We start from the raw sequence: 21,502 nt of genomic DNA, 5'->3' as shown, positions 1-21,502 counted from the left end.
GGAACAGTATGGTTTACCGATTTGTTCATCTCTGGAACCGACACAGTGGATGAATGCAACACGTTTAGGTTCGATACCGTCGGAAGGTTTGATTACGTGTCCACCGGTAGGACCTGATGCGTTAATCATTCTTTCAATTTCCATAGCGGTAATAACGTTTGAGAAACGTCCGTATCCGTATTGGTAAATTCCGGATGGGTCGAATGGGTCGTAACCGATAGCTGCTACAATAGTACCAACTTCTAATTCGATGATTTCAGGTTGTTGATTGTGGTCGATAGCATTTGGTCCACATGCTTGTACACATAAGTTACATTCGATACAGTAGTCTTTATCGATAGTTGCACATAATGGTACAGCTTGAGGGAATGGGATGAATGCTGCTTTAACCATACCGACACCTTCGTCGTAGTAGTTAGGTATTTCGATAGGACAAGCTTCTTGACAGGATCCACATCCAGTACATAATGCTTCATCAACATATCTTGGTTTTTTCTCTACTTTTACGTTGAAGTTTCCGATGTATCCGTCTACTTCGGTTACTTCTGCATAGGAAATCAATTCGATGTTTTCGTGTTTTTGACAGTCTACCATCTTAGGTGCTAAAATACACATTGAACAGTCGAGAGTTGGGAAAGTTTTGTCTAATTGTCCCATACGTCCACCGATGGTTGGGTTTCTTTCTACAACGTAGGTTTTGAAGCCCATATCAGCTAAGTCCAATGAAGTTTGAATACCAGCTACTCCACCACCGATAACTAATGCAGTGTTGTTTACTGCTACTTTAGTAGCTTCTAATGGTTCGAGTAATCTTGCTTTAGCAACAGCCATACGTGTTAAATCTTTAGCTTTTGCAGTAGCTTCTTCTGGTAATTCCATGTGTACCCAGGAGTCTTGTTCTCTTAAGTTTGCAAATTCAAATAAGAATTTGTTTAATCCAGCTTCTTCTACACATCTACGGAAAGTAGGTTCGTGAAGACGAGGAGAACATGCTGCTACAACAATTCTGTTTAAGTTTTTCTCTTTGATGTCCTCTTGGATCATTGCTTGACCTGGGTCGGAACACATGTATTTATAGTCGGTTGCGTATACGACATTTGGTAATGTCTTTGCATACTCTGCTACTTCAGGACAGTCGACTACTCCACCAATGTTAACACCACAGTGACAGACGTAAACACCTATCCTTAATTCTTCGTTATTATTTATTTCTTCTGCCATATTAATTCACCTTGTACAAGTCGTGAAAAATATCTAATATATAATAAAAATTGCAATTTTTTAAAAAAAGTCTATAGAATTTTTACATAGTATTAGATATACATATGTAGTAAATACACATATTTAAAGCTTTCTTATGAACTTTTAGAGTAAAGTTTATATATGATGAAAAAAAATATTGATTAAAATAGCTTTAAATATTTAAAAAAGGATAAATAAAGCTATTTGGTTAAAATTAAAGAGTATAACCATTATTTTAAGAAATAAAAATTTTAGGTTAAAATAAAAACGGCAATTTTTACCTACAATAACATGATAATTGCAGGTAGTGTAATCAAAGAGATTACAGTGTTGATCAGTATACAATCAGATGTCAATTCATAATCCAATTTATAGGTAATTGCCAAAAGAAGAGACATCATTCCTGAAGGCATTGCCGCCTCAACAACCGATATCTGATATTCCAGATTAACCAAGCCCAAATAATTCACAATGAAAAATGCCACCATAGGGAAAAACACCAATTTCATAATGGAAGTAAAAGCAATCATGGATTTGCTTCTGGCCAATGCTGAAAAGTCAATTGACAAACCTAATGTGACCATGATCAGTGGAATGGCCCCCTGACCCAAGTAATTAACGGTATTGTCTAAAACAGAGCCTATTGGAATATTTAACCAGTTAAAGCATAACCCCAAAACTACAGCCCATACCGGAGGAAAAAGCGCAATCTTTTTTAAAGCCGTTTTGATTGTACCTCCAAATTTTAAAATCAAAACAAATGATAAAAGCAGGAATATACACAATGTAGCCATATCACAGAAGATTGCTCTTAAAAAACCTGTCTGACCGTAAATTCCTAAAGTAACAGGATAGCCCATAAATGCAGTGTTTGCTATCATTACCGTTACCAATACAGACCATAATTTCTTATCATCCAATTTAAGCTGTTTTAAAATAAAATAGGATATGATTCCGGTGGCAAAGGATGACGCCAAAATTATAAATGGCAAAATGCCCAATTTTGGAATTAATGATATATCAGCAGTGAAAATTGCATGAAATATCATACAGGGCATTAAAATGTACATTACTATTTTATTAAAAGGATCAATGTCCTTTTCAGATAAAAAATCGATTCGCTTAAGAAAATATCCTAAACCAATCATCAAAATAATGGATAAAATAGTCGTTTCAATTGAGTTCATACAAACTAATAGTTTGATTTTAAAACATATAAATATTATAAAAAATTAAAAAAAAGAAAAAGATTAAAATTAACTAACGATACCTTCGCTAGTAATTTTAAATACACATTCGCCTTCAGGCAAATGAGGAGAATCCACTAAACGTGCAATTCTTTTACCTGCAAGACCTTTTTTGAGCCAAATCCTATAGGTTGAAGCGTGACCCAATACGTGTCCACCAATAGCTTTTGTAGGACTTCCGAAGAAGGAATCAGGTTTAGCTTGAACTTGGTTAGTCAAGAAAACAGCAACATTGTAGGTGTTTGCAATTTGTTGAAGAGAGTGTAAATGTTGATTTAATTTTTGTTGTCTTACAGCAAGGGATTCCCTTCCAACATATTCTGCTCTGAAATGTGCCATTAATGAATCTACAATGACTAATTTTACATTAGTACCGTTTTGAATGAGTTCATTAATTTTATCAACCATTAAAATTTGATGAGCTGAATTAAATGCACGGGCAACATGAATTCTGCTTAATACTTGCTCAACGTCCAAATCGAAACCTTCAGCAATTTGTCTTACTCTTTCCGGACGGAAGGTATTCTCAGTATCTACAAAAACACATTCCCCTTCAAGTCCTCCCTGTTCTATAGGTAATTGTACAGTAACAGCTAATTCATGGGAAATTTGACTTTTACCGGATCCGAATTCACCGAATACTTCAGTGATTGATTGGGTTTCAATACCTCCACCGATTAAGTCATTGAATTCCTGACTGCCTACTGTAATGTGACCTACGTCTTTTCTTCTTTCATCCACTTCTAAAGCAGTTTCAAAATCAATGTTTTCAGCTCTACGAGCAGCTTCAATAACTTTTTCAGCAACTCCTTCACCGATTTCTGCTTTAACTGATAATTCTTTTGGAGTAGCAGTAGCTAATCTCATCATATCAGCAAAACCTGCATCTTTTAATTTTTCTGCTGTTTTTTCTCCAACACCTGGCAAATCTGCTAATTCGACCATAATAATCATTCCTTTTACTTATTCAATTTAAAAATATTTGTTTATAATCTTTTTAGGACTTAACCTATTTTCTTCATTAAATTCATCAAAACTAACATTAGCGATAATTTCTACAGTTAAACCGTTTAAATCTTCAAGTTTATCTTCAATACCATAGTTATCTTCCATAAGACTAATGATTTCTTCTTTTTTCATTCCAATTAATTCTTCTGCCAACTTGTCAAAGAATGTAACTTGGATATCTCCGGTGTCATCTTCTATTCTTGTAGGAATCATGAGAAGATATTCAGGTTCATCAAAGGTTAATCCACAGTGATCACAGACGTATTCATCTTCTGATTCTTCTACACTTTGGTTACAGTTAGGACACCTTTTAAGAAGTACTCTATCAGTGCTTACATCTTTTATTGTTCCGGTGACACAGACATTAGTGTCATCTTCCAATAAGGATTCGATAGTTTTTGGAGTGTAAATTTCAGCCATCAATTCATCAATGGAAGGTAATTTTTCTAATTCGCTTTCGCTAGGTTCAAGAAGGGTTGTAGCTCTTGATACATTAGCTTCAAGACGATTATCCATATTTAATGCTAAACGTGGATTTTGCAATTTGATTCCATCGCCTATTTGTCTTTCTTTAAGTGCATCATTGTCCCATAATGCAACCCTAATAGCTCCGGTATCATCTGCTATTTCAATATTTCTTACATGTCCTTTATCACCTGTATCTCTGTCAAATTCACGTATATCATTGATTTCAATTATTCTACCGATGATGATAGTGTCCTCTTCGTCCTCATCCAAATCTTCAATTTTTTTATAATTGTAAATTGTTTTTTCCAGGGTGGACAATTCAGGTATAAACATTGCAGATGCCTGCTCTTCTGATAATTTTATAACTCTAGAACCGCTTCCAATGTTTAAATCAACACTCATCATTCCAAGTCTTGTTCTTGCATTTTCAATCTGATATGCATCACCGACAACATATTCTTCCTGTGCCCTTTCATTCCAGAAGGACAATTGAACTTTACCGGACTCATCGGCAAACATTACTGATCTGACAATGCCTACAGAACCGTCATCACGTTGAAATTCGTTAACATCATTTACGGAAAGAATTCTGCCAACAACGTCAATTTCCTTACCTTCATCATCAATTTCAGCGATGCTTCCAATAGGCACTGGTCTTAATTGTTCTTTAATGGCTTCGAATTCATCCAATTCCTCGATAGTTAAATTTTCAGGATTGATTGTGATTTGGGTATTGAAATTAGTGTTCATGGAATATCCGCTTTCGGTATAGTCATCAAAACGAACGTCACCACCGATGATTTTAACTATATCCCCTTTATTTATCGGTAAAGCGGTGTCATCACCCCAAACTGTGACTCTGATGGTACCTGTGTTGTCTCCAACATCAAAGTTTCTTAACCTTCCTTCGGAATTGTCTGTTTTTCTAAGGAATGTTCTGATATCCTGGAGTCTGACTACAACCCCTTTGATGGAAACATCTTTTTGCTCTGACAAATCACCTATTTTAGCGAATTCCTGTTCGATTTCAGGAACATCAAATTCACCTTTAATAATTCTTCCGTCCCAGTGAGTCAAGGATATTTCAGATTCACCGTCCCTGTTTATTCTTTCACGGGATTGTGCTGCGAGGATTTTTACTGTATCTCCATCCTCCAATTTTAAATCTTCAATCAATTCAACATTTTTATTCCATAAAGTATAGGTAATTTTACCTGTTGCATCCTGTAATTCAAGTGATGCGACTTTTCCTTGTTTTCCATTTTTCTCATAGCTTCTGATAGTAGGGATTCTGATAATTCTTGCAATGATATTGACTTTGGTTTCAGGTTCAATATCAGCAATATCAGTAATTGTTTCTTCATAAACCGGGTATTTTGAAGAATCTTCCTCAAGGTGTGCAATAGATGATCTTGGTCTTAGATTGGCTTCCAGACCTGAATAGCCTTCTTTAATATCAACCATTTTAATTTGAATAATGTCCCCTTCATGGAATTTGTTCAAAAGAGGCATGTTTTGAGTCCAGAAAACACATCTCATTGTACCTGTATTATCCTGAAGTTCCACATTACAGACTTCACCTTCCTTACCTTTACGGGTTTTAAATGATCTTTTATTGGAAATGGATATTACTCTACCGGCAACATTAACGTCCTTACTGCCGTCTTCCAAATCTTTTATAAATTTATCTGAGTATTCCGGTCTTTCTGATATTGTTTCAACTTCTTCTACTTTATCTTGCAGTTCACTGACAACCATATTGGCAAAATCAGCATCGCCCATGAATGAGATATCCGCATTTTCTTTTTTGAATACGTTCATGCGTTCAAAGAATTCATCCTGAGTTATTTTGTCTTTTACCTTGTCGTAATACTCCTGGAGTTCTTCAGTCATTACGAATTCTGTATCTTCGTCAGTTTCTGTAGAATCGCTTTCATCTTCAGAAGTAGAGTCTTCACTTGTAACAATTTCAGGAACTTCCACACCATAATTTCCTAAAATCATGCGTGCCAAGTCCAAATCGTTCATAAAATCTACATCACCGTAATTTTCACGTAATTTTTCTATTTCAGCAGTAAACTCTTCTTCAGAAAGTTTATCTTTTATTTTTTCGTATAATTGTAAAATTTCTTCTTGCATACCAAACCCCTCATGGAAAAGTTAATTATTATTTTATGTTTATACTCTATATAAAGTATTAGAGAGAGCATTTGATGAGTAATATTTAAACATATAAAAAAAATTTATTATAAATATAATCCACCTGTGCCTATGTGCAAATGTGTAAATGCACAGATACCTAATAAGCATTAGGATTTTTCTTTAAAGCGGTTTTAATCATTATTGCCAAGTCTAATCCCATGTGCCAGTTTTCTACGTACTCAATATCATATTCTATACGTTTTTTAATGGAAGTGTCTCCACGGCATCCATGAATTTGAGCCCAACCAGTTATTCCCGGCCGTACCTGATGCTTGACCATATATTTCGGAACATTTTCCTTAAATTGCTCAACAAAATAAGGTCTTTCAGGTCTTGGACCAACAACACTCATATCTCCTTTTAAAACATTGAAAAATTGAGGTAATTCATCTATACTAGTTCTTCTGATAAAGTTTCCAACAAAGGTAACACGGGGATCGCCTCTTGTTGTCCATTCGGATTCCTCTTCATTCGGATCCTGAACCTTCATACTTCGGAACTTATACATCATGAAAGGCTCGGCATTATGGCCAATTCTTTCCTGTTTAAATATAATAGGTCCTTTAGATGTTAATTTTATAGCTATTGCAGTAATCAACATTATAGGAGATGTTATAATAATCGCTATAATTGAAATTATATAATCTGAAGTGTATTTTAAAAATTTATTGAACTCGTCATCCAATGGAACATAGCGGATATTGATTATAGGAATGTCTTCAATCATGTCAACTGACGGTTGAGCCGGGAAATACCTTATATAATCCGGAATGATTTCCGCCTTGATTCCATATTTTTCACAGCTTTCCACCAGTTCATTAATACGGTAATAATACTTTAAAGGAATTGCCAAAACGACACGGTCATATCTGTGTTTTTCCAAAACAACATCCAAATCCTTAAAAGCTCCAATGACTCTTGTACCGGAAATTTCCTTGCCTATGTGTTCGGACCTTCCCAGAATACCGCTGACAACATATCCCAAATAAGGATTATCCTTAATTTTTTGGGCAAATGAGAAAGCCAAATCATTGTCCCCCACAATGAGGATATGTTTCAGATTCCTGTTGTTGATTCTGATTCTTCTTAAAATGCTTCTAACAATAAACCTTTCAATTATTCCGAAAAATGAGCTTATTACCGCCATAAGGAAAAGCATGATTCTTGAAAAGTCCGGCTGATTAATAATAAACAGGATAGACACCAAAACAAAAAATGCCACGATGTTTACCTTGATTATTTGAGTCGCTTCGGAAAATATGTTTTTATAAGTTCTGCGCGGCTTGTATAATCCAAAAGCAAAATAAAGTATAAGATAAGTAGGAATAACAGCGAAAACTAAAAACAGAGTATAGCTATAAAAGCCTAAATGGCCTCCAATCGGGCCAAATATTGTTGTATTGAATCTTAACCAAAATGAACATATAAGAGATAAAGTAATTACTAATACATCAAGTAAAACTAAACTAATATTTAACAAACGTTGATTTTCCTTTATCATAGCAATTACCAAAAAAACTAGCTTTATAATATATATTGTCCAATATCTTATTTAACTTTTTATTTGAACAAATTCAAAAATAGCTTTAAAATGCACAAAACAGACATCCCAAAGTAAACGACGATGTTTACAATGAATGAGGATTCTTTTGCATGGTGCTTTTTATAATAAATATACATTGCATGATAAAACTCATAAATCAGTTTATTTTTCTGTTTTTTACTGCTGGCGCCTTTGAAATGGGTTATAGAATTTTTGCCGTAATAAACGATTTTCCAGCCGGCCTGCTTAATGCGGTAGCACAGGTCAATGTCTTCGCCATACATGAAAAATGTCTCATCAAGCAGTCCCGAATCTTCAAGAGCATTGTCTCTTATGAACATGAATGCCCCGGTCAGGCAGTCAATTTCATAGACATCGTCGTCAGGCAAATCCGTCAAATTGTAATTGTCATCCTGGCTTTTGTTTGGAATATGGAACAGTCTGAAAAAAGAATTTTTAACGTTTGGAAAGGTCCTTTTGCATGCCTTGTCCAGTTCGCCGCTTTCCAGCCTGACCCTGCAGCCGCAGGCTCCGACATCGGTGTGTTCTTCCATGTAGCTGTAAACACTTTCCAGAGTATTTTCCCAAACAACAGTGTCGGAATTTAAAAGCAGCACATAATCACTTTTAATCTGTCTTAAAGCCAGATTGTTTCCGGCCGCAAACCCCTTGTTCTCTTTGGATTCTATGAATTTGACCTTGTCTTTAAAATAATCCTGTAATTTCATTAAGCTATCATCGCCGGATGCGTTATCCACTACAATAATTTCATAATTGAACGGATAGGCATATTCAAGAACAGAGTTGATGGTATCCCTTGTTAGTTCAAACGTCCGATAGTTTACAATTACAATAGATAAATTCATGAAAAATCAACCGGTTATCTTTTTAAAAATTTGAAAGTGTTAATAATTAATCTATATTCTATTTTTAAATAATTTTTTATATTTTCGGATTTGAATTCTGTCTTTTTGATTTTATCTCTTGTAGATAAACCTTCCCTAATTCCAGACAAATAAATTGAACCGAATCCTTTCTTTAAAAAGAACAGATATTTTATTAAAAATCCTAAAAACAAAAATATGAAATTGGTAATCTTTAAAGGGATTGGAATGTTTTTATAAACAACCCAAACGTTGTTTCGAGCTGCTAGCCTTACCTTAAACTCATTATGTCTGCTTCCGCTGGTTGCACTTCCGATATGATAAACGACAGCCTGCGGACACAATATATTTCGATAACCGTTTATTCTGGATCGCAGCGCAAGGTCAACATCCTCCATATATGCAAAAAAGTTATCGTCAAACATTCCCAGCTCCTTCAACAATGACTTTCTATACAATGCGGCACCTGCACAGCTTGAAAAAATTTCCTTTACTTCTGTGTACTCATCAGAACTGTGATTTTCACCTGTCTTTTTAGTCCAGGCAAGCAGATTATACTCGTCGCCAACATCATCAATCAAATCCTTATTGTTGTATTGGAGCATTTTGGCCTGAACGGAAAATATGTCCTCTCCTGATGAAATCAATTCGACCATGTGCCTGATGGAACCCTTTTTAACTTCAGTATCGTTGTTTAGAGAAAATATATATTCATGTTTGGCATTTGAGATTCCCTGGTTGACTGCAGGGGCGAAACCCATATTCTGTGAATTTTCTATAAGCTTAACCGGGAAATTGAAAGTGGCATTGTTAATGTAATCTTTACTGTTGTCACTGGATCCGTTATCTATGATAATTACTTCCCCAATGAGCTCACTGTCATTGTTAAGTGATTCGAAGAAAGTCTTCAAGAACTTTTCTCCATTATAATTTGGTGTTACAACTGAAACTTTCATTTTAATCAATGGAATTTTTAAATCTAAACCACATTTTATAATATATCTTTGGATTTAATAAAAATAATCTTAACTTAAATTTGAACTTCTTATCAGGTCCCTCATATTTTTTCAATTTGGAAAATAAATCCCGTTTCTTCATTTCCCTAATGACCTCTTCAAAATCATAACCGCTGTGAAAGAAATAATTCATATTTCCAAAAATGGCTTTTGGAACTCTGGAATGAATTATCATGTTTGCCAAATCGTTCTTATCCTGTGATTTGTAGAAATCGGCCAGGCCTTCAAAAATGGAAATAATATCAAATCGCTTGAATTCTGTTGTCTTAATGGCTGAATCTGACCGCTGAACATAATAGTAGGTTACTTCATTGCTTACATGAATTTTATCGCTATAGCTCAAAGCCTTAAGTGCGAATTCCGTGTCCTCTCCGTAAACGACGCCAGGAGTAAAGCAAACATTGTTTTTCCTAATAATGTCTGCATTATAGGACATCTGGAAAAAATTGAATAATATTTCCATGTTCAGCTCCTTTTTGATGAATTCAGCAGTTGAAATTTCAGTGAAATCAAAGTTATTGGGAACTGAAATTGAGTCACCCTCCTTTTTTGCAAACTGTACCAAACTGAAATCGTAATCAGGGTTGTAGAGTTCAAGCAAATGATTTTGTGAAATATAGTCATCAGCATCTACAAAAACCAAGTATTGTCCGCTGGAAACGTCAATACCACGGTTTCTTGCAACACTGACCCCCGCATTTTCCTGATGAATTATGTTATTGTGAACTTCACAGTCCCTTAATGTCTCATTGATTACTTCCAGGCTGTTGTCTGTTGAGCCGTCATCAATGACAATGATTTCATAATCATCAAAATCCTGATTAATTACTGATTTGAGAGTTGCACCTATATACTCAGCGCAATTATAAACTGGTATAATAACACTAACCTTAAAATTATTCATTTTAACCCTCATATTTTAAAAGAAAATCAACAACTCTTTTAGATGCTTTACCATCAATTGCATCAAATTGTGTCTTAGAAAAGTCTGACATTTTGCTTTCATCAAATTCTTCATTAACGATAACATCAATCAATTGATTTGAATTGCTTACAACAGGCCCCGGAACGCCTGATTCGAAATCAAAATAAAATCCCCTTTCATTGCTTAAATAGCTATCCAAATCATAAGCGAAAAATACAATAGGCTTATTTAAAATTGCAAATTCCACCATTATTGATGAATAATCCGTGATTAAAACATCACTAATCAGCAACAGTTCCTGCTCTGATTTATAATCACTGCAATCTATATATTTGCCTTTTGTAGAGATGTCGCCGCTATAGAAATCCTTGATTTTTGGATGCAGCCTTAAAGCCAGGACATACTCATCACCCAATGCCCTATTAAATTCATCCAAATTCAGGTAATTAAATACGTTATTATATTTCTCCTCTTCCCTAAAGGTTGGAGCATAAAGAATTATTTTTTTATTAAAATCTATATCATACCTATTGCAGAATTTAGATTTCAAATCATCGACGTCATGACTTTCAAAGTAATAATCAGCTCTTGGAAGACCCAATGGCTTAATCTTATTGCGGGATATTTGAAATGCTTCACTATAATAATCCTCAATATTCTTTGAGGATGTAATCAAATAATCTACATTGTCTGAAATTTTCAAAAGCATCTCTCTGGTATCCCCGTCCGCTACAGAACCTCCAAATTTTTTAAAGGCTCCCGGAGCATGCCATAGCTGAGTGACAACTGTTTCGCCTTTAAAATTCATGAATGCTATAGGAAAAAAGTTATCGTTTAAAAATACGTATTTTGAAGTAGCTAAATTTTTAAATCCTTTAATGGAGAGTTTATCCTTATAAAAAAAGTTAAAATCAAAATTGCCTCTTTTTTCAAATTCTTTTTTAATATAATCCAAATTGCCCTTAAAGGATTCCCTGGAATCGACTATAAACGTGATTTTATTTTTTTTAAGGGGAAATATTTTAAATAAATTAAATATGATTCCATAGATTTTATGCTTAAGATACTTCATAAAAACCAACAAAGAAACTAAAAGACATCAATTTAATGGAAAAATGCAAGCATACCCGGAATTGCGTTAAGCATTGCTTGAACACCTAAAACAAATATTGCAAATCCGCCTATGAAGTTAATATATCTTGCATATTTCAGGGCAATTTTTGTACCAAATGTGCCTATTAAAAGCCAACATACAACGGCGGTTAAACTCAGTAAAGCCAAGCCAAGAGGATTTACGCTAGCCGCAACACCCTGTGCAGCCAAAATTAAGTTTTCAATGTTTCCAAAAATCAGCAAAATTGAAAAATTCTTCAAACCCTGATCCACTCTATTCACCTCTTATAGACTGAATCATTGCCTGCAAACCTAAAACAAATATTGCAAATCCACCGATAAATTCGATGAAATCAACATATTGAATAAGAATCTGAGTACCGAAAGTTCCAATAATAATCCACATTGAAACACATAAAATACTTGCAATACCCAATTTGACCGGATTTACACCGGCAACGACTCCCTGTGAAGAGAGCACCAAATTTTCAATATTACCAAATATAATTAATGCAATAAACGGCAAATATTGTTTAAACATAAAATCACCATCTCCCCTAAAGCAGTAAAAAAAATTTACTGTAATTAACATTTACACTAATGAATATTAAAGAATAATAATATATATAATTATCTTTATTTAAACGAAAAACTGGAAACAAAAATTGAATAATATAATACAAAAATTAAGAATTTAATTAAAAATTTTTAAACAAGTGTTAAAAAAAATTAATTATAAATAATAAAAAAATAGAAAAAAGAGGTATGTTTCAAGTGTAAAACTTACCTATTGCCATACATCTTTTCATAATATTTTTGATAATCTCCGCTTTTAATCTGGTTGGTCCAATCCTGATTGTCCAAATACCATTGGATTGTTTCTTTTATACCCTTTTCGAAGGTATATTCCGGAGACCAGCCCAGATCATTTTGAATTTTTGTTGAATCAATTGCATAGCGTCTGTCATGACCTAACCTGTCAGTTACAAATTCAATTAATGATTCGTCCTTATCCAATTCGTCTAGAATTAATCTGACAATCTCAATGTTTTGCTTTTCGTTGTTGCCGCCAATATTATAAACTTCACCAAGTTCACCTTCATGCATCACCAGATCAATAGCTCTGCAGTGGTCTAAAACATGCAGCCAGTCACGAACATTTTTTCCATCACCATAAATCGGCAATTTCTTATCTTCAAGTGTGTTTGAAATCATCAACGGAATTAATTTTTCCGGGAACTGATACGGTCCGTAATTGTTTGAACAGCGTGTAATGTTGATTGGCAAATCAAAAGTTTCACCGTATGCCCTTGTAATTAAATCTCCACCGGCTTTTGAAGCGGAATATGGACTATTAGGTTGTAATGGAGTGGTTTCTCTAAAATAACCTTCAGCTCCGAGAGTCCCGTAAACCTCATCTGTTGATATCTGAATGTATTTTTCAACGCCAAACTCTTTAGCCGCATTCAGGAGAATCTGTGTTCCCAAAACATTTGATTTAATGAAGATTTCCGGATCTTCTATACTTCTGTCAACATGACTTTCAGCTGCAAAATTAATTACATAGTCACATTCCTTTACCAAGTCATCAACAATGGTTTTATCCCTGATATCTCCTTTAACAAAGGAATAATTGTCCATGTCTTCAACATCTTTCAAGTTTTCAAGATTTCCGCAGTAAGTTAAAGCATCAAGATTGACAATTTCATATTCTGAGTATTTGTTAACCATATATCTGACGAAATTGCTTCCAATAAATCCTGCTCCACCAGTAACAAGTATTTTGGTCATGCTATCACTCGTATTTGATTTGGGATTCCTTTAGGGTTTTCCATTGCTTATCCTTATCGGACAATATGATCTCATCAATATCATCAATCGGCCAGTCAATGGCAATATCCTCATCGTCCCACATTATGCCGCTTTCATCATCGCCATGATAAAATTCTGTGCATTTATATTGGAATTCGGCTTCATCTGACAAAACAACAAATCCGTGTGCAAACTTAGGCGGAATGAATAACTGTTTTTTGTTTTCTTCTGATAAGATTGCTCCAGCCCATTTTCCATAAGTAGGAGAATCCGCTCTCAAATCAACTCCAACATCAAACACTTCCCCCTTAATGACACGTACGAGTTTGCCCTGAGGATAATTGACCTGTAAATGCAATCCTCTTAAAACGCCTTTTGATGATTTGGATTGGTTATCCTGAACGAAAGTTAAATCATGACCTGCCTGTTTAAAATCATTTTCATTGTAGGATTCCATGAAGTATCCCCTGTTGTCCTCAAAGACTGTAGGTTCAACAATGAACATCCCTTCAATATCTAAATCAGTAAATTTAAATTTTCCCATAAAATCACTTTTTAACTAAATTAAATAAGTATTGCCCATAATCAGTTTTTCTAAGTTCATTAGCTGTTTTTAACAACTCTTCATCGTTAATGTAACCTTTAAGATAAGCTATTTCCTCAAGACATGCGATATATAATCCTTGCCTTTTTTGAATAGTTTCTATAAAGTTTGAAGCTTCCAAAAGCCCCTCATGAGTACCTGTGTCCAGCCAAGCCATACCTCTTCCCAGAAGTTCCACCTTAAGCTTTCCACGCTTTAGATACTCTTCATTGACTGATGTAATTTCAACTTCACCCCTGTCGGAAGGATTTACGTTTTTAGCTATTTCTATTACATCATTATCATAAAAATAAAGACCAGGTACAATATAATTTGACTTAGGCTTTTCCGGTTTTTCCTCAATTGACAAAACGTTCCAGTCATTGTCAAACTCAACAACACCAAAGGCTTCAGGGTTGTTGGTGTAGTATCCGAATATTACAGCACCTTCTTTCAGGTTTTTTGCCCTTTCAAGAATTTCAGTAAATCTGTGACCGTGGAAGATATTGTCTCCCAAAATCAAGGCTACATTATCGTCGCCGATGAACTCTTCGCCTATAATGAATGCTTCTGCAAGCCCATTCGGATTTTCCTGAATTTCATATGAAAATTCAACACCGAAACTGCTGCCGTCACCAAGTAAATCTTTATACATCGGTAAGTCACGGGGAGTGGATATAATTAAAATTTCACGAATTCCTGCAAGCATCAATACAGATATAGGATAATAAATCATCGGTTTATCATATAAGGGCAATAATTGCTTGGAAACTGCTTTGGTAATCGGATAAAGACGAGTTCCGGAACCGCCTGCAAGTACTATACCTTTCATAACAATCACTAAAAAATAAATTTATTTTTAATGATTAATATAATGTTTTGTTTAAGATGTGAATTGTTGCAAATATTTTTTCACCTTTAAAAAAAAGAAATAATTCCGGCAGATTTGCAGATTGATGTATAAGCCATTATTTTCGGATAATAAAAAAAAGAAGAAAGATTCCCATTTAAGGGAACATTTTTAATTTCAAAAGCTCATTTTCACTAGCTGCATCTTTAAATGTGTCAATAATGTCCTTGTCAACGGCACTTGCATTGACCAATTCGATTTCGCAGCTGATTTCGGTTAGACAGTCATATAAGGCATCCAGGTTTTTGCCGTAATAATCCGGAAAATCCAAAGCTTCGGCCAAATAGTCATGCCCATTTTCTTTAATTAAATTGCCATCCAATTGCATTTTAAACCTCTTTAAATGTATTATAATGGTCTGCAGTATAGTAAACCTTATAATTGCCTGTATTGTAGACTATTCTTTCGGCTCCACGTGCTGTTCCATTGGCGTTAATGTCACATTCTATGTATTTTGAATTGCTGTCGGGAAGCACGTGCTGCCTGTTGGTGAATGTGTCCCCGCCTATGCTTTTTCCTGGAGCATAACTTTTAAGGGGTCCGCCGTGCCATCCCAATTCCTGAGCTTCCTTTTTTGTTATGTAATTGCTTGGAAGCTTATGATACTGTTTAATATAAGCTGCAACTTCATTTACTGTACAGTACTGGCCATTTTCGTCAACACTGCCGGAAGGAGAATCATCTCCAAATTTTAAAAAATCGAAAAATCCTGCACTTACAGATGCCATTGTAAATAATGCGATGACAAGTGCAAGGACAAACATTAGCTTTTTATTCATTTAATCAACTCAATATATTCACTTATAGCCTCTTTATAATCTCTTAATGGTTCAAATCCATTTTCAATCCATTTTTTATTCATCAGTACTGAATAGCTTGGTCTTGGAGCCGGCCTTGAAAATTCGGATGCTGTAACCGGAACCACATTAACGTCACGGTCTGCAATTTCAAATATATACCTTGCAAATTCACACCAGGAGCAGCTTCCTGAATTTGTCAGATGGTAAATTCCATAAAAATCAGTTTCTATTAATTCAGAAATTCCATAGGCCAGATCAGGAGTATATGTCGGAGTTCCAACCTCATCATAAACGACTGTTATTTCCGGATGATTTTCAGCCAGCTCAAGCATTGTTTTAGGGAAATTTTTACCGTTGATACCGTATAGCCATGCTGTACGCACAATAAAGTATTTGTCCAAAATTTCCTGAATGGCCTGCTCTCCCATAAGTTTGCTTTTGCCATAAATGCTTATAGGACCAATTTCACCATCTTCAGGAATAGGATCTCTTGCAGTTCCGTCAAATACATAATCAGTACTTACATGAACCAGAGGACAGTCGATTTGCCTGCATGCAAGAGCCAGGTTTTCAACGCCCTGTCCGTTTACGGCATATGCCAAATCCTGGTTGGTTTCACATCCGTCAACATCGGTATAGGCCGCAGAATTTATAACAATGTCGGGATTGTTTTCCTTTATAATTTCCATTGTTTTATCTTTATCAGTTATATCCAACGTTTTGGATGTGGTTAAGATTAATTCGTGCTTGTCTTTTAAAACATTTTCCAAATCATGGCCCAACATTCCGTTGGATCCTGTAATTAAAATTTTCATGATAATCCCTTAAAACTTTAATATATAGTTAGATATATATTATTTTAAATATTTAAAATAGGAGTTAATATTATGAAAGTATGTATTATGGGTCAAGGATATATCGGACTTCCAACCGCCGCTCTTTTTTCAAGAAGCCATTGTGAAGTAGTTGGAGTTGACATTAACGAAGAGATTATTGAAAATCTGAATAAGGGAATCATCCACATTGAAGAGCCGGGGATAGCTGACATTATCAAGAAATCTGTGAAAAATAATACATATAAAGCCTCATTAACTCCCGAAAAAGCAGATGCTTTCATTATTACAGTGCCTACTCCATATATCATTGAAAACTACAGCTGTGACTTGAGCTATGTCGTTACAGCATGTGAAACAATAATACCTTATCTGGAAAAGGGAAATACAATCATTATCGAATCAACAATAGCTCCAATGTCAACTGATGAAACAATCAAGCCTATTTTTGAAAAGGCGGGTTTTACCATCGGTGAAGATCTATATCTTGCACACTGTCCTGAAAGGGTTCTTCCGGGCAGAATTTTAGAGGAACTTGTTCACAATGACAGAATCATCGGAGGAGTTACACCATATTGCTCAATCAAGGCAAGTGAAGTATATGGACAGTTTGTTGAAGGAAATTTGATGCTTACAGAAGCAAAAACTGCTGAACTATCAAAATGTATGGAAAATACTTTTAGAGACGTTAATATTGCACTTGCAAACGAACTGACAAAAATATGTGCTGAAATTGGCGTGAATGCACTTGATGTAATAAAAATGGCAAACAAACATCCAAGAGTAAACCTTCATTCCCCTGGACCTGGCGTTGGAGGCCACTGCCTTGCGATTGACCCATACTTCATTTATGCTAAAGCGCCGGAAACTGCAAAAATAATTAAGCTTGCCCGTGATACAAACAATTCCATGCCTAAATTCGTATGCAAATACGTGAGAAAAATAATTTCAACCGGAAAAATTGCCGTTTTAGGCATTTCCTATAAAGGAAATACCGGTGATGACAGGGAAAGTCCGGCATATGAAATAATAGCCGAACTGGAAAATGACGGCTATGAAATTGCCATACACGACCCTCACATAAAACGGGAAGGTCTTGTCAGTTTAGCTGATGCAATTGATGGTGCTGATTTGATTCTTATTTTATGCGACCATAATGAGTTTAAACATCCGGATTATGAATTAATTAGTAAAAAAATGAAAAATCCTATAATATTTGATACAAAAGACATAATTCATAAAGTTCCAGATGACGTTACCCTTTATAATTATGGTAATCTTTATACCATCTAAATTCAATATTTGACTTAAATTTTACAAAAATAGACTAAAAAAATTTTGTCGAAAACTATATTTTAAAAAAAATAAGGGGGTTAGAGATTAAATCTCTAACGTCTAACTTTTAAAGTTGCTTTTACAACATCACTCAGGTAGCTTACTTTAATTGCGTATTTTTTACCCACTTTGAGTTTATTGATAGCTGCCTTTTTAATGGTTACCTTAGCAATACCATACTTTGAGGTTTTTGCCTTGTAAGTTTTGCCGTTGACCTTGAATTTGACAACTTTGCTTTTGATAGCTGTTTTTCCTTTCTTGAGGGTAGCTTTCAATACAAGTTTTTTGGCTGACTTTTTGACATTGACTGTTTTTGTGGTTTTCAATACCTGTTTAACAGTCAATTTATTTTTAACAGTCTGGCCTTTGTATGTTGCATAAACTTTGTATTTACCCGGAGTGATTTTGGAAGGTATTTTCAATATTGCATATCCGTTGGCATCGGTTTTTACTTTAAATGACTTTTTACCTATTTTGATAGTTACAACCTGGTTTTTACCAACAAAATTACCATTGTTATCTTTTACACGAACTTTGTATTTATGTCCGTCAAAATAGTACATGTTAATATCTGCATTTCCAACGAATCTGGAAACAATATTGACTGTAATTCTTACTTTTTCACCAGTATTTGGATTTACAAAGTCAAGGTAGTGTTTTCCGATTGAATTTTTCGCCTTGATTGGTATGGTTAATATACCCTTTTCATTGGTTTTTGCATCAGAAATTATTTTATTGTCGAATTTGGCAGATACAACGGTATTTTTAAGAGGGTTTTCGTTTAAATCAAAGAACTGTACAGGTACAGATCCTGATGCGCCATATGCCCATACTAAAGTTTTTTCGTCGGCAACACGAATACTTGGTCTTACAATTACATGACTTGAAAAAGTTTGATTTTTGTAGGTTACAGTTACAAGATATTCCCCACCAGGTAAAACTCCTAATGAAATGCTTCCGGTACCATTAACAATATCTATAGTATAATTGGCATTGTTGAAGCTAGCCGGAATGCTGTCGGCTTCAGTAACATTGAAAACGGTGAATATGGTTTCATTATGATCATAATGTTTTTCAACACCCTTGGTAATTAGCGGACTGTGATAAGTGTATGCCTTAATTGGAGCAATTTTATTAAGTTTTGCAAGGTCAATTACTTTATTGCCATCGAACACATAATTGACACCGCTCACAAAAATGCTTCTTGTGTTATCAACGATTGGTACTGAACTGGAAGTTATTCTGATTTCAAATGTGGAATTTGGATCAACTGCAATATACTTGTTCAATTTTACTGTTTCATATCCAGCATGAGTTGATTTTCCACTTTGACTGTAAGCAAGACTATTATTGAGGAATATTGAAATGGTATATTTGGTTTTTGCATTTTCAAAGTATGTTCCGACAGCAGCAATTATGTCTCCGCTTTCACTTGTGAATATCTGTCCGTATGTATCAACTTCATCGTCATAGGAGAACCATCCATTGACTTCATTTTGATAAAGTGTCTCATAATGCTCCACATTGTCGAATGTGAATCCTACTGCATCTGATGTTAATGATTTGTCATAGTAGGAAATATAGAAGAATCCTCCGTCTCCCCAGCCGGTTCCCCAACTGTTTTTACAAATCCAGGCGCCGTTGCCCGGAGCTTTAGTTGAGAATTTGTTTTTAGAAAAGTTATCATCCCATCCGACTAAGGTAACATAATGGTTTCCATAGTATCGGGAGTTGTAGACTGACTTGTACTTGTTACTGTAGGATTTGTCATGTGAATTTGCACCATATACGAATAGGTTCATTGCCCCATATTTTGTTAAGAATTGTTTAATCGCATTTTTGTCTTGTATGTTAATATAAACAGCATCTACTGTGCGGATTGCATTAGGACCATATTGCAGGGCAGATACTTTTCCAAGTTCATCATATGAATCGCCTGTAGTGTTGATTGCTCCCAGCCAGCTTACAAAGTATGATGCGGCCATGCTCATGGTTCCACCTTCATTTTCTTTGGTTTGTCCATATTCTGAATAAGGTAAACCGAGGTTTTGAATATTGTTTTCAGAAATGTCAATTTCCTTTCCAGTTGCAATTAAATATGAAGATTCAAATGCGCCTGCTGCTCCGAATGCCCAGCATGAACCCATATTACCTTGATCTTTAACAGGAGTTACCAATCCCAAATTATTCAGATTGAAGTAGGAATCTTTAGCTGAACCTGTAATGGTCTGTGGGTTCAAAATGATTTCTTCACCACTGTATCTTTTGAGGTAGGTTATTTCTTGGTCATTTATTGTGGCTGAATAGTTTCCACAGTTTGTTATACTGCTTCCATCATCATCAAATCTGGTGAATATGTCATTGTTTTTGAACTGTGAATTTTTGATTTTATATAATGTGGCTAAACTGTAAATCGCTCCGCCTTTGCCTGCAACATTGTCTGTAAATGTGGAATTGTCAATAGTTGCGGTTTCATAGTCGAGGTATACTGCTCCTCCCCAGCCGTCACTTTCATGTGCCTTGTTGTTTGTAAAGGTGCTTCCTTCAATGTTTACAATTGAATGTGATGTGAAGATTGCTCCACCGCTTTCGGATGCAATATTGTTTGTGAATACTGAGTCATGTGCAGAAAAGTTTCCTCCAAGCTGAAGCACTGCTGCTCCAAATTCCGCATTGTTGCTGTCAAACTTAGACCTAAGTATTCTAACAAATCCGTTTTTATTATCCTCGGCCTGGGTGTCTGCAAAGATTGCACCACCATTTCTCGCAGCGGTGATGTTTGTAAATTCACTATCATAAATTATTAATCCAACAGCTGCTGATTTATCTTGATTTTTTACTGCAATAGCTCCTGCAGTTGCAGTTGCTGTTAAGTTAACGAATTTTGATTTTTTGATAGTTGTAGAAAATGTATTATATATTGCAGTTGCATATTTTGAGGTTGTGTTTGCAAAAATACTGTCTGAAACGCCAATATCACATTTGCTTCCATAAATCAAACCCCATTGTACAGGATTTTTGCTAGTAAATGTTCCGTTGTTTATATATATTCCTGAATTTTTTCCAAATATTGCGGATCCCCCATCTTTAGCGGAATTGTCAATGAATTTATCGTTGGTACTGTAATAATAACCATTAGAGGCATATACTGCACCTCCAAAATCTTGAGAATTGGCATTGATGAAAGTTACATTGACAGTATTCAATAAACCACTTTCCAATTGAATTGCACTGTCCTTAGTATTTTTAAATACAAGATTTTTTAATGTTAAATTACCTCCGGCAACTTTAAACATTAATGTTTTGCCGTCCGCATCTATTGCATGATTATTTCCATCAATAACATAGTTAATTTTTTCAAATGAAATAAACTTTATTCTGTCTGTTTCCTTATATTTATAATCGCTTTCTAAAGTTATTGAATCATCTGATTCATCTATAATCTTAAACAAATCATCATATGACTTTTCGGAAGAATTTGAAATAACATCTTGTGTGTCTGTTATTTGCAAAGTGTCCTGAGCTGTCTGATTTGCATCTTCAGCACAGACGACCCCCATCGTCATTATCAATAAAAATAG

General features: G+C 34.9%; 19 protein-coding genes. 1 reads left to right on the top strand and 18 read right to left on the bottom strand.

Annotation, left to right across the window (positions count from 1 at the left end; genetic code table 11):
- The 17 genes from QZU83_RS04140 to rfbD form a co-directional block, all read right to left on the bottom strand.
- The coding region (locus QZU83_RS04140) for a CoB--CoM heterodisulfide reductase iron-sulfur subunit A family protein (RefSeq protein ID WP_295609910.1) at positions 1 to 1,221 on the bottom strand (1,221 nt) is incomplete at its 3' end.
- Between the two features lie 302 nt (positions 1,222 to 1,523).
- Positions 1,524 to 2,429 (bottom strand): AEC family transporter, encoded by a 906-nt coding sequence (locus QZU83_RS04135; protein ID WP_295609908.1) that lies wholly within the window; start codon positions 2,427 to 2,429, stop codon positions 1,524 to 1,526.
- Between the two features lie 69 nt (positions 2,430 to 2,498).
- Positions 2,499 to 3,434 (bottom strand): DNA repair and recombination protein RadA, encoded by a 936-nt coding sequence (radA, locus tag QZU83_RS04130; RefSeq protein WP_295609906.1) that lies wholly within the window; start codon positions 3,432 to 3,434, stop codon positions 2,499 to 2,501.
- Positions 3,435 to 3,461: 27 nt separating this feature from the next.
- A complete protein-coding gene (locus QZU83_RS04125; protein ID WP_295609904.1) occupies positions 3,462 to 6,104 on the bottom strand; it encodes an OB-fold nucleic acid binding domain-containing protein in 2,643 nt (880 codons plus the stop codon).
- A gap of 160 nt (positions 6,105 to 6,264) precedes the next feature.
- The gene (locus QZU83_RS04120; RefSeq protein WP_295609902.1) at positions 6,265 to 7,668 is read right to left on the bottom strand and encodes an undecaprenyl-phosphate glucose phosphotransferase; all 1,404 of its coding nucleotides are present in this window, start codon (positions 7,666 to 7,668) and stop codon (positions 6,265 to 6,267) included.
- Between the two features lie 59 nt (positions 7,669 to 7,727).
- The gene (locus QZU83_RS04115) at positions 7,728 to 8,576 is read right to left on the bottom strand and encodes a glycosyltransferase family 2 protein (protein ID WP_295609900.1); all 849 of its coding nucleotides are present in this window, start codon (positions 8,574 to 8,576) and stop codon (positions 7,728 to 7,730) included.
- Positions 8,577 to 8,590: 14 nt separating this feature from the next.
- Positions 8,591 to 9,550: a glycosyltransferase family 2 protein gene (locus QZU83_RS04110; protein ID WP_295609898.1), complete on the bottom strand. Its 960-nt coding sequence runs from the start codon at positions 9,548 to 9,550 to the stop codon at positions 8,591 to 8,593.
- 1 nt (position 9,551) lies between these two features.
- Positions 9,552 to 10,514 (bottom strand): glycosyltransferase family A protein, encoded by a 963-nt coding sequence (locus tag QZU83_RS04105; RefSeq protein WP_295609897.1) that lies wholly within the window; start codon positions 10,512 to 10,514, stop codon positions 9,552 to 9,554.
- 1 nt (position 10,515) lies between these two features.
- Positions 10,516 to 11,607, bottom strand: coding sequence for a CDP-glycerol glycerophosphotransferase family protein (locus QZU83_RS04100; RefSeq protein WP_295609896.1), 1,092 nt, complete (start codon positions 11,605 to 11,607; stop codon positions 10,516 to 10,518).
- Between the two features lie 32 nt (positions 11,608 to 11,639).
- A complete protein-coding gene (locus tag QZU83_RS04095) occupies positions 11,640 to 11,921 on the bottom strand; it encodes a hypothetical protein (RefSeq protein WP_295609894.1) in 282 nt (93 codons plus the stop codon).
- A gap of 1 nt (position 11,922) precedes the next feature.
- Positions 11,923 to 12,189: a hypothetical protein gene (locus tag QZU83_RS04090; protein ID WP_295609892.1), complete on the bottom strand. Its 267-nt coding sequence runs from the start codon at positions 12,187 to 12,189 to the stop codon at positions 11,923 to 11,925.
- A gap of 242 nt (positions 12,190 to 12,431) precedes the next feature.
- Positions 12,432 to 13,439 (bottom strand): dTDP-glucose 4,6-dehydratase, encoded by a 1,008-nt coding sequence (gene rfbB / locus QZU83_RS04085; protein WP_295609890.1) that lies wholly within the window; start codon positions 13,437 to 13,439, stop codon positions 12,432 to 12,434.
- 4 nt (positions 13,440 to 13,443) lie between these two features.
- The gene (rfbC, locus tag QZU83_RS04080; protein ID WP_295609888.1) at positions 13,444 to 14,004 is read right to left on the bottom strand and encodes a dTDP-4-dehydrorhamnose 3,5-epimerase; all 561 of its coding nucleotides are present in this window, start codon (positions 14,002 to 14,004) and stop codon (positions 13,444 to 13,446) included.
- 4 nt (positions 14,005 to 14,008) lie between these two features.
- Entirely contained in the window at positions 14,009 to 14,875 is an 867-nt protein-coding gene (gene rfbA, locus QZU83_RS04075; RefSeq protein WP_295609886.1) for a glucose-1-phosphate thymidylyltransferase RfbA, read from the bottom strand.
- A gap of 175 nt (positions 14,876 to 15,050) precedes the next feature.
- On the bottom strand, positions 15,051 to 15,281 hold the full coding sequence (locus QZU83_RS04070) for a barstar family protein (protein WP_295609884.1): 231 nt from the start codon (positions 15,279 to 15,281) through the stop codon (positions 15,051 to 15,053).
- A gap of 1 nt (position 15,282) precedes the next feature.
- Positions 15,283 to 15,732, bottom strand: coding sequence for a ribonuclease domain-containing protein (locus tag QZU83_RS04065; RefSeq protein WP_295609882.1), 450 nt, complete (start codon positions 15,730 to 15,732; stop codon positions 15,283 to 15,285).
- Positions 15,729 to 16,568, bottom strand: coding sequence for a dTDP-4-dehydrorhamnose reductase (rfbD, locus tag QZU83_RS04060; protein WP_295609880.1), 840 nt, complete (start codon positions 16,566 to 16,568; stop codon positions 15,729 to 15,731). Before rfbD ends, QZU83_RS04065 begins: the two co-directional genes overlap by 4 nt.
- Before the next feature lie 72 nt (positions 16,569 to 16,640).
- Between rfbD and QZU83_RS04055 the strand changes: the two genes are divergently transcribed.
- Positions 16,641 to 17,879 (top strand): nucleotide sugar dehydrogenase, encoded by a 1,239-nt coding sequence (locus QZU83_RS04055; protein WP_295609879.1) that lies wholly within the window; start codon positions 16,641 to 16,643, stop codon positions 17,877 to 17,879.
- A 95-nt stretch (positions 17,880 to 17,974) separates the two neighbouring features.
- On the opposite strand, the gene QZU83_RS04050 is transcribed toward QZU83_RS04055, so the two are convergent.
- Complete coding sequence (locus tag QZU83_RS04050; RefSeq protein WP_295609877.1) at positions 17,975 to 21,481, bottom strand: C1 family peptidase; 3,507 nt, start codon at positions 21,479 to 21,481, stop codon at positions 17,975 to 17,977.
- Positions 21,482 to 21,502: the final 21 nt, after the last annotated feature.

The organism is uncultured Methanobrevibacter sp., assembly GCF_902771435.1.
Lineage (GTDB): Archaea > Methanobacteriota > Methanobacteria > Methanobacteriales > Methanobacteriaceae > Methanocatella.
This window is presented reverse-complemented; position numbering and strand designations above follow the sequence as displayed.

Bases quoted from the DNA above. Each gene is read 5' to 3' on its own strand.
- QZU83_RS04055 (WP_295609879.1), top strand. From the start codon at position 16,641: ATGAAAGTATGTATTATGGGTCAAGGATATATCGGACTTCCAACCGCC.
- QZU83_RS04070 (WP_295609884.1), bottom strand. From the start codon at position 15,281: ATGCAATTGGATGGCAATTTAATTAAAGAAAATGGGCATGACTATTTG.
- QZU83_RS04105 (WP_295609897.1), bottom strand. From the start codon at position 10,514: ATGAATAATTTTAAGGTTAGTGTTATTATACCAGTTTATAATTGCGCT.
- rfbB (WP_295609890.1), bottom strand. From the start codon at position 13,439: ATGACCAAAATACTTGTTACTGGTGGAGCAGGATTTATTGGAAGCAAT.
- QZU83_RS04120 (WP_295609902.1), bottom strand. From the start codon at position 7,668: ATGATAAAGGAAAATCAACGTTTGTTAAATATTAGTTTAGTTTTACTT.
- rfbA (WP_295609886.1), bottom strand. From the start codon at position 14,875: ATGAAAGGTATAGTACTTGCAGGCGGTTCCGGAACTCGTCTTTATCCG.
- QZU83_RS04090 (WP_295609892.1), bottom strand. From the start codon at position 12,189: ATGTTTAAACAATATTTGCCGTTTATTGCATTAATTATATTTGGTAAT.
- QZU83_RS04100 (WP_295609896.1), bottom strand. From the start codon at position 11,607: ATGAAGTATCTTAAGCATAAAATCTATGGAATCATATTTAATTTATTT.
- QZU83_RS04050 (WP_295609877.1), bottom strand. From the start codon at position 21,481: ATGGGGGTCGTCTGTGCTGAAGATGCAAATCAGACAGCTCAGGACACT.
- rfbD (WP_295609880.1), bottom strand. From the start codon at position 16,568: ATGAAAATTTTAATTACAGGATCCAACGGAATGTTGGGCCATGATTTG.
- QZU83_RS04065 (WP_295609882.1), bottom strand. From the start codon at position 15,732: ATGAATAAAAAGCTAATGTTTGTCCTTGCACTTGTCATCGCATTATTT.
- QZU83_RS04110 (WP_295609898.1), bottom strand. From the start codon at position 9,550: ATGAAAGTTTCAGTTGTAACACCAAATTATAATGGAGAAAAGTTCTTG.
- QZU83_RS04125 (WP_295609904.1), bottom strand. From the start codon at position 6,104: ATGCAAGAAGAAATTTTACAATTATACGAAAAAATAAAAGATAAACTT.
- rfbC (WP_295609888.1), bottom strand. From the start codon at position 14,004: ATGGGAAAATTTAAATTTACTGATTTAGATATTGAAGGGATGTTCATT.
- QZU83_RS04115 (WP_295609900.1), bottom strand. From the start codon at position 8,576: ATGAATTTATCTATTGTAATTGTAAACTATCGGACGTTTGAACTAACA.
- radA (WP_295609906.1), bottom strand. From the start codon at position 3,434: ATGGTCGAATTAGCAGATTTGCCAGGTGTTGGAGAAAAAACAGCAGAA.
- QZU83_RS04135 (WP_295609908.1), bottom strand. From the start codon at position 2,429: ATGAACTCAATTGAAACGACTATTTTATCCATTATTTTGATGATTGGT.